Here is a 13,580-nt window from a genome sequence, read left to right on the forward strand (position 1 = left end):
ATCAGGTACGGGTGGAACTACGCGCGGCTGCTCGCCGAAGGGCCCTCGCGCGAGGCGTTGACGCCCAGCCCTGTCATGCGCGCCATGGCCGAAGGATCCCACGGCGCGCCCTCGGGGTCGGCCGGGTCGACCGGCTCGCCGGCCGGCCACAGCGTGACCAGGCGCCCGTCCAGGCGCTCGGGACGGATCGACAGCGGCGGCAGCAGCACCCCGGGCAGCGCGGAGGCCGCCCGCAGGCGCGCTGTCAGCGCCGGCTCGTCGGTGCCCGGCGCGTGGGCCTTGGCCACCACGCCGCCGGCCCGGACGACCGTCACGCGGGTGTCCTTCAGCACGGACGTCGTCGGCCCGCCGCCGTGCGCCCGGGCCAGTCGCACCAGCCCCTCGATCAGGCCCTCTACCGCGGTTTCCCGCTCTCCGGCCGAACCGCGCGTTCCGATGTCCGGTCCGTCCGGGGTGGTCTCCTGTCGTTGAGCGAGGCCGGGTGCGGCGGCGTCCGGGCCGTCCGCGGTGGTGTCCCGCCCTCCGGCGAAGCCGCGCGCGGGGGCATCCCGGCCGCCAGGCGCCGTGTCCTCCCGTTGCGCGCCCGCCGGTGCTGCTCGCCCATCCTCCTCGCGCACGGTCACCGGACCAATGTAGAGGCGTGCTGCGTAGGGTGGGAGCATGAGGATCGGTTTCGGAGTGCCCGTCTCGGGCTCGTGGGCGACGCCCGCCAACATGCTCCGCGTGGCCCGGCGCGCCGAGGAGCTCGGCTACGACTCGCTGTGGACCTTCCAGCGGCTGCTCTACCCGGTCGGCCACCCCATGGGCCCGGTGTACCGCAGCGTCCAGGACCCTCTGGTCACCCTGGCCTACCTCGCCGGGGTGACCGAACGCGCGCGCCTCGGGGTCGCCGTGCTCAACATGCCGTTCTTCTCGCCCGCCCTGCTGGCCAAGCAGCTCGCCACGCTGCAGCAGGTGTCGGGCGGGCGGCTGGAGGCCGGGCTCGGCCTGGGCTGGCTCCCCGAGGAGTTCGTCGCCTCGGGGGTGCCGATGCGGGGCCGGGGGCGGCGCGCCGTGGAGTACCTCCAGGTGCTGCGGCGCTTCTGGCAGGACGACATCGTCTCCCACAAGGGGGAGTTCTACGAGGTGGCGCCGTCCCACCAGGATCCGAAGCCCCCGCCGGTGCCGGTGCTGCTCGGCGGCACGGCCGAGGTGGCGCTGCGGCGGGCGGGCGAGCTGGCCGACGGGTGGATCAGCTCCAGCCGAGCCGACCTGGCCGCGATCGATGACCAGATCTACATTGTAAAGGACGCGGCTCGGGTCGCCGGGCGCGACCCCGAGGCGCTGCGGTTCGTCTGCCGCGGCGTCACCAAGGTCCGCCAGGCGGGGCAGGACGATCGCGCGCCCCTGACCGGGTCCCTGGAGGAGATCCGCGCGGACGTCGCCGCGCTGGCCGCCACCGGGGTCACCGAACTGTTCCACGACCTCAACTTCGACCCGGAGATCGGCGACCCTGAGGCCGACCCGGCCGCCTCGATGCGCCGCGCCGAGGAGGCCCTGGAGGCCCTGGCCCCCGGCGCCTGAATCACTTCCCACGGCACGCCCTCGTAGGGGGTCCGAAGCGTCCGCATGACTCCCGGGCCGGGGCGACCCCACCTGTTCAGCGCCCGTCAGGTGAAGGAGGGGCCGGCACCTGTCATCCTGGGGGCGTACGCACAGAAGACGCCCGAACGCGGGGGAACGGTGAACGAGCGCAAGCCGATCGAATGCTGGCTGTCGGACATGGACGGCGTCCTCGTCCATGAGGGGAGCCCCGTGCCCGGGGCGGACGAGTTCATCCGCAAACTGCGCGACTCGGGCAAGCGGTTCCTCGTGCTGACCAACAACTCCATCTACACCCCGCGCGACCTGTCGGTGCGGCTGCGCGGGGCCGGGCTGGAGGTGCCGGCCGAGTCGATCTGGACCTCCGCGCTGGCCACGGCCCGCTTCCTCTCCGACCAGCGGCCCGGCGGGACGGCGTACGTGATCGGCGAGGCGGGCCTGACCACGGCCCTGCACGAGGTCGGGTACATCCTCACCGACACCGCGCCCGACTACGTGGTGCTCGGCGAGACCCGCACCTACAGCTTCACGGCGATCACCAAGGCCATCCGGCTCATCGACGCGGGCGCCCGCTTCATCGCCACCAACCCCGACGCGGTCGGCCCGTCCAACGAGGGCTCGCTGCCCGCCTGCGGGGCGGTGGCCGCGATGATCACCAAGGCGACGGGCGTCGAGCCGTACTTCGTGGGCAAGCCGAACCCGATGATGATGCGCAGCGCCATCAACGCCATCGACGGGCACAGCGAGAGCACCGCCATGATCGGCGACCGGATGGACACCGACATCGTGTCGGGCATGGAGGCCGGGCTGCACACCATCCTCGTCCTCACCGGCGTGACCGCCAAGGACCAGGTGGACCGCTACCCGTTCCGCCCCTCGCGCGTGGTGAACTCCGTCGCCGACCTGATCGAGCTGGTCGACTGACTCGGTTCCCGGTGCGCCGTCCCGGTGGCGGCGCACCGGGTTCGCCGGAATGCCGGGGAATGACTGCCATGTCCTGTCAGGCTCAGGGGGCAGGATGACGGCATGACCGACGTCTATCTTGAGATCGGCCCCAAAAGGGTTTTCGCGTGTGCCTGCGACTGGCCGGGGTGGTGCCGCGTCGCCAAGGGCGAGGAGGCCGCCCTGGAGGCGCTGGCCGAGTACATACCGCGCTACCGGGTGATCGCCGATCGGGCCGGGCTGCCGTTCGAGCCTGACGCCTTCACCGTCGTCGAGCGGGCGCCCGGCGGCACCACGACCGACTTCGGCGCGCCCGAGGCCATCCCCGTGATCGACGCCCGGCCGGTGGACGCCGCGACGGCCGAGCGCGACGCGGCGCTGCTGCGGGCCGCCTGGGCGGTGTTCGACGAGGTCGCCGCGGCCTCGCCGGAGGAGCTGCGCAAGGGGCCGCGCGGCGGCGGGCGCGACCGCGACAAGATGGTGGCGCACGTCGTGGAGGCCGAGCGGTCCTACGCGAGGAAGATCGGCGTGCGGCACAAGCCGTTCCCGATGGACGACCTCGCGGCGCGCGACGCGCTGCGCGAGGACATCGCCGCGGTGCTGGCCGAGCCGTCCGGCGGCTGGTCCCCCGGGTCCGGCGGCTGGCCCGCCCGGTACACGGCCCGGCGGATGGCCTGGCACGTCATCGACCACATCTGGGAGATGGAGGACCGCCGGCTCTGACAAGCGCGCGCGGCGGCGCCGCCCGCCGGCGTGTCCGGGGAGGTCAGTGGTCGTCGGTGCGGCGCAGGCGCTTGATGTCGGAGCGGTGCTTCTTGGCCGTGATGCGCCGCTCGACGGCGCCGCGCGAGGGCTTGGTGGCCCGCCGCTTGGCGGGCGGGGGCGCGACGGCCTGCTCCAGCAGGTGGGTCAGGCGCACCCTCGCGGCCTCGCGGTTGCGCAGCTGCGAGCGGTACTCCGAGGCCGTGATGGTGATGACGCCGTCCACCAGGCGCGGGGCCAGCCGTTCCAGCGCGCGCGCCTTGAGCGGCGGCGCCAAGGCTTCGGTGGCCCCGAGGTCGAAGCTCAGCTCGACCCGGCTGTCGGTGGTGTTGACGCCCTGCCCGCCGGGCCCCGAGGAACGCGAGAAACGCCAGGAGAGCTCGGCCTCGGGGATGACGACCGAGCCGCGGACGTGAAGGGGACCGGGCATACTCCCAGCGTAGCCGTCGGCCCCTGCCGAGGATCAACTGGTTTGTGGCCTGCTTTCCGGTCGGTCAGTGTGTTGTGGCGTCGCGGGAGTCGCTTGCGAAGATCGCAGGGCTGGAGCACAGTGTCCCTGTACTGCGGGGGATTCCGGGGGCCGCGCGATCGGGCCCCTTTCCAGGGACGACGCGGCCGGGCCGTGCGTCGTGACAGGGGAGGCCGTCCGGTGGCGGGCATCGTGGGGGTTCACGGCATCGGCAAGTACCGCTACTTCCTGGAGGCCGGTTCGGCGCAGGGGGCGGCCGAGACGATGCGGGCCAAGTGGAACCGTTACCTTCACCAGGGGTTGCACGGCGGCGTGCCGTACGCGGGCCAGTCCTATGTCGGCGAGGTGGCCTACTACGCCCATCTGCTGCGCGAGGAGGCGCCGCCCGCGACCAAGCGCGACCTGCGCAAGATGGACCCGGCCTCCCAGCTCGTGCTCGCCGGGTGGATGGAGCAGATGGGCGGGGTCGGCACGCGGGCGGGGGAGACGCTCACCGGGGTGATCCACCGCTTCGCCGAGTGGCTGCTGATGCGGCTCGGGCCCAAGGCCAAGGACTTCGCCGAGGACTTCTGCCCCGAGGTCGCCGCCTACCTCGCCGGGGCGGACGCCGCGGCCCGGGTGCGCTCGCGCGACGCCGTGGCCGACGCGATCCGCCGCAACCGGCCCAAGGTGCTCATCGCCCACTCACTGGGCAGCGTGGTCGCCTACGAGGCGCTGTGCGCCCACCCCGAGCTGTCGGTGGAGCTGTTCATCACGCTCGGCAGCCCGCTGGCCATGCGCAACGTGGTGTTCGAACGGCTGCAGCCGCTGCCGTCGGCCGGGCGGGGCCGGCGCCCGGCCGGGGTGACCCGGTGGGTCAACATCGCCGACAAGGACGACATCGCCGCCATCCCGGGCCGGCTGAAGAAGTTCTTCGACGGGGTCACCAGCGACGAGACGGTCAACATCAACTGGGCCGACTTCCACACCGTGCGCAACTATCTGGCCTGCGGCGCGGTCAACGAGCACGTGCGCCCTTACGTCGCGTCCTGATTTGGGTAGGATCGCGATCATGAAGTGGGTGCTCTTCGACTACGGGGAAGTGCTGTGCCACGCGCAGCCCGCGGCCGACCGCGAGCGGATGGTGCGGACGGCGGGCGTCGACGCCGACCTGTTCTGGCGCGGCTACTGGGAGCACCGGCTGGAGTTCGACCGGGGCACCCTGACGCCGGGCGCCTACTGGTCGGAGGTGCTGGACCGCCGCGCGCGCGACGCCGAGGTCGAGCGGCTGGTGGAGCTGGACGTCCAGAGCTGGACCCACGCCAACCAGGACGCCGTCGCGCTGCTGGAGGAGTTCCGCGCGTCCGGGCGGCCGGTGGCGCTGCTGTCCAACGCCCCCGCGTGCCTGGCCGAGGGCGTCGAGCGGCTGCCCTGGATCGCTTCCATGGACGCCCGCTTCTACAGCGGCCACATGGGCCTGGTGAAGCCGGACGCCGAGATCTACCTGAGGGTGGCCGCGGCGCTCGGGGTCCGTCCCGAGGACGTGGTCTTCGTGGACGACCGGCTGGTGAACGTCAACGGGGCCGAGTCCGCCGGCATGACGGCCATCCACTTCCGCGACGCCGAGACGCTGCGCGCGGACCTCAAGGTGGCCCTCAGCGCGTCCTGACCCGCATATCCGTAACACGCCGCTGTTCCATGCCCTGACCTGCGCCGACGTATCGGAGGTTCCGTATACGGGAATAAGTGCGACAACCGAATAACGGAGGGTGAAGATGCATGTAGGCGGCATAATCAGCGCCATCGTCGTCGGCCTGGTGATAGGCGCGCTCGCGCGGCTTCTCATCCCCGGACGGCAGAACATCCCGATCTGGCTGACCATCGTCATCGGCATCATCGCGGCCCTCATCGGCACCGCGATCGCCGGCGGCCTCGGAGTCGCCAACACCAGAGGCATCGACTGGATCGAACTGATCCTGCAGATCATCCTCGCCGTCATCGGCGTCCTGATCGCCAGCGCCCTGTGGAGCAGACGCAAAGTGACCTGATCCGCCGGGCCTCCCCCCTCGCCCGATCAGGCGAACCCGGAGACTTCGCCTGGAATGCCGGAACCGGTCGCCTGGTCGTCGGCGGGTGTTCAATCACGGTGGGTAATCCGCCCACCTGGCCCGAAGGTGTTCACGCGGGCGACATCCGGCACTCGCCTGCAGGTCAGCCGGGCCGTCTGCACTTGCGGCGTGGACCACAAGCCGTCACGCAGAGCGTTCCTGATCGCCGCCACCGCCGCGGGAGCCGGTGGCCTGCTGTCATCCGCGTCCGCCGTCGCCGCGAGCGCGGCGCCCGCCGGCCGCGCCGCACGGGACCCGTTCACCCTGGGCATCGCCTCCGGCGACCCGGCGGCAGACGGGTTCGTGCTGTGGACCCGCCTCGCGCCCGAGCCGCTCGCCCCCGACGGGCACGGCGGCATGCCGTCCCGCGACGTCGAGGTCGGCTGGCAGGTCGCCGCCGACGAGCGCTTCCGCCAGGTGGTGCGCACGGGGACGGCGACCGCCCGCCCCGGCTCGGCCCATTCGGTGCACGTCGAGTTGCAGGGACTGCAGCCGGGCCGCGAGTACTTCTACCGCTTCCGCTCCGGCGGTCACCTGTCGGAGGTCGGGCGCACCCTGACCGCGCCTGCCCCCGGCACCGCGGAGACGTCCTTCACCTTCGCGGCCGTCTCCTGCGCCCAGTACGAGCACGGCTACTACACCGCCTACCGGCGGATGGCCGAGCAGCACCCCGACCTGGTCGTCCACCTCGGCGACTACATCTACGAGTACTCCGGCGGCATCTACACCGCCGCGCAGGGCAACGTGCGCGAGCACGCCGGAGGCAAGCTGCAGACGCTGGCCGACTACCGGCTCCGGCACGCGCAGTACAAGACCGACCCGGACCTGCGGCTGGCCCACCTCAACAGCCCGTGGCTGGTGATCTTCGACGACCACGAGGTGGAGAACAACTGGGCCGGCGACAACCCCGGCACGCTCGTCCCGGACTTCGCCACCCGTAAGGCGGCCGGATTCCAGGCGTACTACGAGAACATGCCGCTGCGCAGGTCCGCGGTGGCGCGCGGGCCGCACATCAAGATCAACCGTACGGTGGCGTGGGGTTCCCTGGCGACCTTCCACCTGCTCGACAGCCGCCAGTTCCGCGACGACCAGCCCTGCGACGACGGCATGCGCTCCGGCTGCGACGAGCGCCTCGGCCAGGAGCGGGTCATGCTCGGGGACGAGCAGATGAAGTGGCTGGCCGGCGGGCTGCGCTCGGCCCCGGCCGCCTGGAACCTCATCGCCCAGCAGGTCATCGTCGGCCAGCGCGACTACCACCTCGGCCCCGGCCGCGAGCTCAACGTGGACGCCTGGGACGGCTACCCCGCCGAGCGCGACCGTCTGCTGCGCACCCTGACGGGCGCCGCGACCGGCAACCCGGTCGTGCTCACCGGCGACGCCCACGTGGCCTCGGCCTCCGACCTGCTGGCCGACTTCGACGACCCCGACTCCGAGCGGGTCGGCGTCGAACTGGTCGCCACCTCCATCTCCAGCGACGGCGACGGCTACCACGACGCCGCCAGGGACGCCGCGCTGCTGGAGGAGAACCCGCACCTGAGGTTCGTCAGCGAGCGCCGCGGCTACATCATGTGCCAGGCCACGCCGCAGGAGCTCACGGCCGACTTCCGCACCCTCGACTACATCAGCCGCAAGGGCGCCCCGGCCCGCACCGCCGCCACCTTCACCATCCCCGCCGGCGAGCGCGCCCTCACCTGAGCGCGGCGCGGCGCCGGCACGGCGGCGGCGGGCCCCGGCCCGCCGCCGCCGTCTTCGCGTCTTCGCGTCTTCGCGTCCGGATGCGTCAGGGCGCGACCGCGAAGCCGAACAGGCCGGCCGGGTGGCCGGTGAGGGTGCGGGCGACGCCGGTGCGCAGGCCGGCGTAGGAGCCCTTGCGGACCGAGGAGGGGACCAGGGCGACGCGCCCGCTTCCTGGAGAGCCGACGGCGAGGCCGGCGCCGGTGACGGCCACCGAGGAGCCGTACAGATCGCCCGGGTGCCCCGCGCGGCCCGTCAGGACCACCGCGTGCTTGGCGGTGAGGCCGCCGCTGCGGGTGCCGGGCAGGACCAGGACGCGGTTGCCGCCGGGCAGGCCGATGGCCAGTTCGGCGTCGCCGTCCCCGTTGAGGTCGCCGGCGGCCAGGGCCGAGCCGAGCCGGTCGGTGTTGAGGCTCTTGCCGCGGATGCCCTTGGTCTTGCGCGACCAGAACTCGCCGCCGATCGCGCTGAGGCCCCGCCGCGTCCCGTACAGGACGTGCACGCCGCCGTTGCCGTACATCGGCCCGTCCTGGAAGGCGTCCAGGCCCTCGCCGGGCACGCCGATGGCCAGGTCGTCACGGCCGTCGCGGTCGAAGTCGCCGGCGGCGAGCGCCCCGCCGAAGTCGTCCCACTTCTCGGCCTCGCCGGGCACTCCCGGGCTGTTCTGGGTGTACATGCCGGCCTGGCGGGCGCGCAGGTCGACGATGGTGACCGACCCGCCGCCGGAGGTGGTGGCGCCGACCGTGTCGGCAGGAGCGCCGACCGCGAGCTCCGCCCTGCCGTCGCCGTCGAAGTCGCCGGCCGCGACGGCGGCGCCGAACTGGTCGCTCTCGAGGTGGTCCTGCGCGACCCACGGCGTGGCCTGGGTGAGGAGCGTTCCCCTGCCCTTGGGGTCGCGTCCCTTGAGGCCGAACACCCCCACTCCGCCGCCCTCCGACAGGCCGGGGATGCCGACGACCAGCTCGTCGTCCCCGTCGCCGTCCAGGTCGCCGGCGGTCAGCGCGGCGCCGAACCGGTCGGTGTCGCGGTCGCGGCCGAGGCGGGTCACGTCCAGCGTCCCGGCCGGCTTCAGGCCGCCCGCGGAGCCGTAGAGCAACTGGACCACGCCGTTGCCGTCGGCGCCGTCGGGGACGGGGGTGCCGGCGAACTCCTCCGACGCGCCGATCGCCAGGTCGGCGCACCCGTCGCCGTCGAAGTCGCCGGCGGCCACCGCCGATCCGAAGGAGTCGCCGCGTTCGGGCGCGCCCGGGATGCCGTGCGTCCCCTGGGCGAGGACGGCGGTGCGTTGGGCGCCGCGGTACAGCGTCACCGTGCCCGCCCGGCGCCGCCCGTCCACGGTGTCGTACGGCGCGGCCACGACCAGGTCGGCGGCGGCGGCGCACGCGGCGGCCGAGGGCGCCCCGGCGGACGCGGCCCAGACGCGGGAGGGAGAGGCGGCGGCCTCGGCGGCGGGCTGGTGCAGGACGGGGACGACCACGAGGGTCGCGGCGGTGAGCAGGCGGAACGCGCGCGAGGCACTCATGCTCCGGATGGTCCCTCCCGGCCAGGACATCCGCCCTACCGCAGCGTGAAGTCCCCGCGTCGGTCGTCTGAACGGCGTGTCCACTGATCCGGAAGCCCATTGTCAGGACCGCGGGAAACCTCTACAACTTGATCGTCACGAAGTTCGTCGAGACGTCATCGGTATGTCATGACATGGACCCGAGATCAGCTCCGTGCCTGTCTACCTTCATGCCCGTTCGTACTTGGAGGTAGAAATGCGTAGTTTGGCGCGCGCCGTCGTCGTGGCGCTGGCCATCGGCCTTCCCGGGCTGGTCCAGGCGACCGCGTACGCGGGAGACCACGGAGCCGGGGGGACGCGGCCCGACTACCACACGACCGTGCCGGGGGAGTCGGTCGAGGCCGGCCGCACCGACCGCACCATCGCGCCCGGGGTCGTGCTGACGAGTTTCGACACCTTCGGCCGCGACGGCTGGACCCGGGCGCACGTCCTCAACGCCGACCTGTCGGGCCCCGGCGTGGACGTCGGGCTCGTGGGCGGCAGGCTCACCGAGACCCGGCCGCTGTCGGAGTCGGCCGACGCCCGCGGCGCCGTGGCCGCCGTCAACGGCGACTACTACGAGATCAACAACACCGACGCGGTCATCGGGCCAGAGGTCAGGGACGGCGAGCTGCGCAAGGCCACCGCCGACGCCCGCACGGTCGCCGCCGTCGGCGAGGACAAGGTGGCCCGGCTGGCGAGCGCGCTGCTGGAGGGCGGCGTCACCGTCGCCGGCACCTCGCACCCCGTCGCGAACCTCAACTCGCCGTCCTTGCCGGCGAACGCCGTGTCGGTCTTCACCGACCAGTGGGGCCCGGCCGCGCGCACCCTGATCGGCCACTCGGGGGCCATCACCGAACTGGTCGTCGCCGCGGGCGCCGTCACCGCGGTCGCCGACACGGTCACGGCCACCCCCGTCCCGGACGGCGGGCTGGTGGTCGTCGGCCAGGGCACCGCCGCGGCCGCGCTCGCCGCCGCCAAGCCCGGCGACCCGGTCACGCTGGACGTCGCCCTGCGCACCGACTCCCCGGCCAAGCTGCGCACGGCGCTCGGCAGCGGCGAGGTGCTCGCGCGCGACGGCCAGGCCATCGACTTCCCGCCCTCCACCGGCAACGACGCGCCCAAGCCCCGCACCGCCATCGGCTGGTCGCAGGGCGGCAGGCGGCTGCTGCTGGTGACGGTGGACGGCTCGGCCAACTTCTCGGCCGGCCTGAGCTTCGACGAGACCGCGAAGCTGCTGGTGCGGCTCGGCGCCCGGGAGGCGTTCATGCTCGACGGCGGCGGCTCCTCCGACCTGGTCGCCCGCACCCCCGGCGACGGCCGCGTGAGCGTGGTCAACACCCCCTCCGACGGCGGCGAGCGCTCCATCCCGAGCGGCGTCGGCCTGTTCACCGCCAAGGGCTCCGGCAGGCTCACCGGCCTGTCGGTGCGCACCCCCGCGGACCGGGTGTTCCCCGGCCTCACCCTGAAGGTGTCGGCCGCCGGGTACGACGAGACCTACGCCCCCGCCGGCCTCGGCCGCGAGCGGGTCGCCTGGGAGGCGGGCCGGCTCGGCGAGGTGCGCGGCGGCCTGCTGCGCGCCGCGCGGCCCGGCCAGGGCGAGGTGAGCGCCCACGCCGGCCGGGCCCGCGGCCGGGCGCGGGTGCGCGTGCTCGGCGAGCTGGCCAAGGCCGGGTTCACCGTCCCGAGCCTGACCCTGGAGAGCGGCGACTCGGCCGTGGCCGGCGTGCGCGGGTACGACGCCGACGGCTTCGGCGCGCCGGTCGCCGTCCGCGACCTCACCCTCGACTACGACAAGGCCGTGGTGAAGGTCGAGCCCCGGGACGACGGCTCGTTCACCATCACAGGCCTGGACGCGCCTGGGGGGACGGCCACCGTCGTCACCGCCACCGTCCAGGGCAAGACGGCGCGGCTGCCCGTCGTGGTCGGGCTCAAGCGCGCGTCGCTCGCCGAGTTCGAGCCCGCCGAGAGCTGGGGGGTCTCCACCGCCAAGGCCACCGCCACCGTGGCGTCCGTGGACGCCGCCGACCGGCCGGGCGCGCCCGCGGGCAACCAGGCTCTCGCACTGCGCTACGACTTCACGGGCACCTCGGGCACCTCCGCCGCCTACGCCGTCGCCAAGCCCGCGGCCCTCACCCTGCCGCACGGCACCCGGCGCATCGGCGTGTGGGCCTACGGCGACGGCAGGCGGCACTGGCTGCGCGCCACGCTGCGCTCGCAGGGCACCACGAACGTGCCGTTCACCTTCGCCCAGGTCGTCGACTGGACCGGCTGGAAGTGGGTCGAGGGCACGCTGCCCGCGGGCTTCTCCGAGCCGCTCACCCTCACCAACGTGTACGTCGTGGAGACCTCCAACCTCGCCAAGGACGCGGGCGAGATCAGGTTCGACGGGCTCACCGCCCTGGTCGGCCAGGAGGTCACGCCCGAGGCGGCCATCGGGTCCGACCCGTTCGTCCTTGAGCAGGAGGGCGTCGGTGCCGGCCGCTGGCGCTTCGCCGTCATGTCCGACCTGCACGTCAGCGCCGCCGCCGGGCCGTCCTCGTTCCCGGCGCGGCAGGCCGCGGCGGCGCTGAGGCAGGCGGTCGCCGCCGAGCCCGACTTCATCGTCGTCAACGGCGACTTCGTGGACAACAACGCGCCGGCCGACATCGCCTTCGCCGAGCAGGTGCTCAAGGACAACGTCCCCGCCGGCGTCCCGGTGTACTGGACGCCGGGAAACCACGAGTCGGGGGCCACCGCCACCGGCACCCTGGACGCCTTCCTGGCCACCGGCCGCGCCGCCCACCAGGTCTTCGACCATAAGGGCACCCGCTTCGTGCTGATGAACACCACGCTCGGCGGGCTGCGCGCCTCCGACTGGACGCAGGTCCCCGCGCTCCAGCAGGAGCTGGCCAGGGCCGCGAAGGACCGCTCGGTGAAGTCGCTCGCGGTCCTCTTCCACCACCCGTTGCACGACCCCTCCGGCGCCGGCGGCTCGCAGTTCGCCGACCAGCTCGAGGCCGGGCTGGTCGAACGGTGGCTGGCCGGGTTCCGCGAGAGTGCGGGCAAGCCGGTGGCGCTGTTCACCGGGCACGCCCACACCGCGGCCGTCACCCGGGTGGACGGCGTGGCCGAGGTCACCACCCCGGCCGTCGGCAAGACCCCCTACAGCTCGCCCGACAAGGGCGGCTTCCTCGGCTGGATGCTGGTCGGCGTGGACGCCACGCCGGGCAGGGTCGAGGCGGGCCTGCCCAGCCCCGGCACCCGTGACTGGCTGACCGCGCGGGTCAACCCGCTGTTCGACGAGCTCACTCTGACCGCGCCCGGCACGCTCGCCGCCGGCGCGAGCGCCGAGGTGTCGGCCACCGGCGCCAACACCGGCTTCGGCCTGACCTTCCCGCTGCGCTACCCGGCCAGCGTCACCTGGAGCGGCGACCGGGCCCTCGCGGTGGCCGGCTCCGCCGCGGACGCGCGGGACGCGGCCCGCGACCACCGCGTGGTCGCGGTGCTCGACCTGTCCAGCGGCCGGCTCACCGCCGTCCGGGCCGGGCGCGCCACGCTCACCGTCGCCTCCGCCGACCGGTCGGCCTCGGCCACCGTCACGGTGACGGGGGCGGGGGCGCCGAAGCCCCGCTGACCGCGACGGCGGGCGCGGGCAGGGCGAAGGCCACGGCCTTGCCCGCCCCGCCGCCGGCGGACATCGTCGTCGGGTAGGCGTAGCAGTGCCCGTTGGACAGCCGGTGGGCCAGCAGCAGCCCGCGGCCGCTCTCGGAGAACGGCGCGAGGTCCACGACCTCCGGCCCAGGGCCGGCGGCCCGTCCGGGGCCCTCGTCCTCCCCGAGGCCGGCGGCCCGTCCGGGGTCGTCGTCCTCCCCGGGGGCGTCGTCGTCCTGCTGCAACCCGGCCAGGACGGCGGTGACGTGGCCGAGGTCGCGCCCGCCGTCCACCACCTCGCACCACATCGGGATGCCGCTCAGGCAGTGGACGCGCACCTCGTACGGCCCGCGCGCGTGGGTCTCGGAGTTGGCGGCGAGCTCGGCCACGATGATCTCGGCGTCACCGATGTCGTCGCCGTCCACTCCCGCCGCGGCCAGCACCTCGCGCACGGCCGTCCTGGCGCAGCGCGAGGCCGACCCCGCCCGCAGCGTCGTGACCACGACCTGGAAGGCGTCCTCGGCGGGCGAGGGAGCATAAGGCGCGCACGGGTGGTCACCCGGCCGCCGCTCCCGCGCCAGGACCCCGGTGCGGTGGTGAGCCTCCTGTGGGACGGGCTGCTCGGCGCGCATGAGCTGATCACTCCTTGGCATGTCGACCGTTGTGCCGGCGGAGGAAGCGCGCGGTGATCCCCCCGAGGTTGGCCTCCATGCTGCGGGAGCGGCGCGGGAGACGGGGAGCCGCCCCACCGATACCCATCCCGGGTCTGCCGCGATCGCCCGAGCCGATCAGCCCGGGCGATCGGTCCGACCGTTATCCCCACCGAAACCCA

The 13,580-nt window shown here is 73.8% G+C and carries 12 protein-coding genes; 8 read left to right on the top strand and 4 right to left on the bottom strand.

All coding sequences use genetic code 11. The features are described 5' to 3' along the window. Positions 1-17 precede the first annotated feature (17 nt). A complete protein-coding gene (locus tag ACWEN6_RS28025) occupies positions 18-623 on the bottom strand; it encodes a hypothetical protein (protein WP_452574516.1) in 606 nt (201 codons plus the stop codon). Positions 624-660: 37 nt separating this feature from the next. Here ACWEN6_RS28025 and ACWEN6_RS28030 point away from each other — a divergent pair, with 37 nt between their 5' ends. From ACWEN6_RS28030 to ACWEN6_RS28040, 3 genes are all read left to right on the top strand, one after another. After that, on the top strand, positions 661-1,563 hold the full coding sequence (locus ACWEN6_RS28030) for a TIGR03619 family F420-dependent LLM class oxidoreductase (protein WP_452574288.1): 903 nt from the start codon (positions 661-663) through the stop codon (positions 1,561-1,563). Between the two features lie 159 nt (positions 1,564-1,722). Further along, positions 1,723-2,505, top strand: a complete 783-nt coding sequence (locus ACWEN6_RS28035; protein ID WP_354836279.1) for an HAD-IIA family hydrolase — start codon at positions 1,723-1,725, stop codon at positions 2,503-2,505. A 102-nt stretch (positions 2,506-2,607) separates the two neighbouring features. Beyond that, complete coding sequence (locus tag ACWEN6_RS28040) at positions 2,608-3,246, top strand: hypothetical protein (protein ID WP_452574290.1); 639 nt, start codon at positions 2,608-2,610, stop codon at positions 3,244-3,246. A 43-nt stretch (positions 3,247-3,289) separates the two neighbouring features. On the opposite strand, the gene arfB is transcribed toward ACWEN6_RS28040, so the two are convergent. Beyond that, positions 3,290-3,715 carry an alternative ribosome rescue aminoacyl-tRNA hydrolase ArfB gene (arfB, locus tag ACWEN6_RS28045; RefSeq protein ID WP_354836275.1) on the bottom strand — a complete coding sequence of 142 codons (426 nt, stop codon included), beginning with the start codon at positions 3,713-3,715 and terminating at the stop codon, positions 3,290-3,292. A 219-nt stretch (positions 3,716-3,934) separates the two neighbouring features. Between arfB and ACWEN6_RS28050 the strand changes: the two genes are divergently transcribed. From ACWEN6_RS28050 to ACWEN6_RS28065, 4 genes are all read left to right on the top strand, one after another. Continuing rightward, positions 3,935-4,786 carry an alpha/beta hydrolase family protein gene (locus ACWEN6_RS28050; protein ID WP_354836274.1) on the top strand — a complete coding sequence of 284 codons (852 nt, stop codon included), beginning with the start codon at positions 3,935-3,937 and terminating at the stop codon, positions 4,784-4,786. 19 nt (positions 4,787-4,805) lie between these two features. Next, entirely contained in the window at positions 4,806-5,402 is a 597-nt protein-coding gene (locus tag ACWEN6_RS28055) for an HAD family hydrolase (protein WP_452574292.1), read from the top strand. A 106-nt stretch (positions 5,403-5,508) separates the two neighbouring features. Then, entirely contained in the window at positions 5,509-5,781 is a 273-nt protein-coding gene (locus tag ACWEN6_RS28060) for a GlsB/YeaQ/YmgE family stress response membrane protein (RefSeq protein WP_354923970.1), read from the top strand. A 189-nt stretch (positions 5,782-5,970) separates the two neighbouring features. Next, positions 5,971-7,536 (top strand): alkaline phosphatase D family protein, encoded by a 1,566-nt coding sequence (locus tag ACWEN6_RS28065; protein ID WP_452574294.1) that lies wholly within the window; start codon positions 5,971-5,973, stop codon positions 7,534-7,536. 85 nt (positions 7,537-7,621) lie between these two features. On the opposite strand, the gene ACWEN6_RS28070 is transcribed toward ACWEN6_RS28065, so the two are convergent. Then, positions 7,622-9,097: an FG-GAP repeat protein gene (locus ACWEN6_RS28070; protein ID WP_452574296.1), complete on the bottom strand. Its 1,476-nt coding sequence runs from the start codon at positions 9,095-9,097 to the stop codon at positions 7,622-7,624. A gap of 235 nt (positions 9,098-9,332) precedes the next feature. On the opposite strand from ACWEN6_RS28070, the gene ACWEN6_RS28075 reads away from it, so the two are divergent. After that, on the top strand, positions 9,333-12,731 hold the full coding sequence (locus ACWEN6_RS28075; RefSeq protein ID WP_452574298.1) for a phosphodiester glycosidase family protein: 3,399 nt from the start codon (positions 9,333-9,335) through the stop codon (positions 12,729-12,731). Here ACWEN6_RS28075 and ACWEN6_RS28080 read toward each other — a convergent pair. Further along, positions 12,694-13,401 (bottom strand): ATP-binding protein, encoded by a 708-nt coding sequence (locus tag ACWEN6_RS28080; protein WP_452574300.1) that lies wholly within the window; start codon positions 13,399-13,401, stop codon positions 12,694-12,696. The genes ACWEN6_RS28075 and ACWEN6_RS28080 overlap by 38 nt on opposite strands. Between the last annotated feature and the right edge of the window lie 179 nt (positions 13,402-13,580).

This window comes from Sphaerisporangium sp. NPDC004334, from assembly GCF_053602655.1.

What these genes read in the sequence shown, in the direction of transcription:
- ACWEN6_RS28030 (WP_452574288.1), top strand. Translation starts at nt 661, where the DNA reads ATGAGGATCGGTTTCGGAGTGCCCGTCTCGGGCTCGTGGGCGACGCCC.
- ACWEN6_RS28040 (WP_452574290.1), top strand. Translation starts at nt 2,608, where the DNA reads ATGACCGACGTCTATCTTGAGATCGGCCCCAAAAGGGTTTTCGCGTGT.
- arfB (WP_354836275.1), bottom strand. Translation starts at nt 3,715, where the DNA reads ATGCCCGGTCCCCTTCACGTCCGCGGCTCGGTCGTCATCCCCGAGGCC.
- ACWEN6_RS28055 (WP_452574292.1), top strand. Translation starts at nt 4,806, where the DNA reads ATGAAGTGGGTGCTCTTCGACTACGGGGAAGTGCTGTGCCACGCGCAG.
- ACWEN6_RS28060 (WP_354923970.1), top strand. Translation starts at nt 5,509, where the DNA reads ATGCATGTAGGCGGCATAATCAGCGCCATCGTCGTCGGCCTGGTGATA.
- ACWEN6_RS28070 (WP_452574296.1), bottom strand. Translation starts at nt 9,097, where the DNA reads ATGAGTGCCTCGCGCGCGTTCCGCCTGCTCACCGCCGCGACCCTCGTG.
- ACWEN6_RS28075 (WP_452574298.1), top strand. Translation starts at nt 9,333, where the DNA reads ATGCGTAGTTTGGCGCGCGCCGTCGTCGTGGCGCTGGCCATCGGCCTT.
- ACWEN6_RS28080 (WP_452574300.1), bottom strand. Translation starts at nt 13,401, where the DNA reads ATGCCAAGGAGTGATCAGCTCATGCGCGCCGAGCAGCCCGTCCCACAG.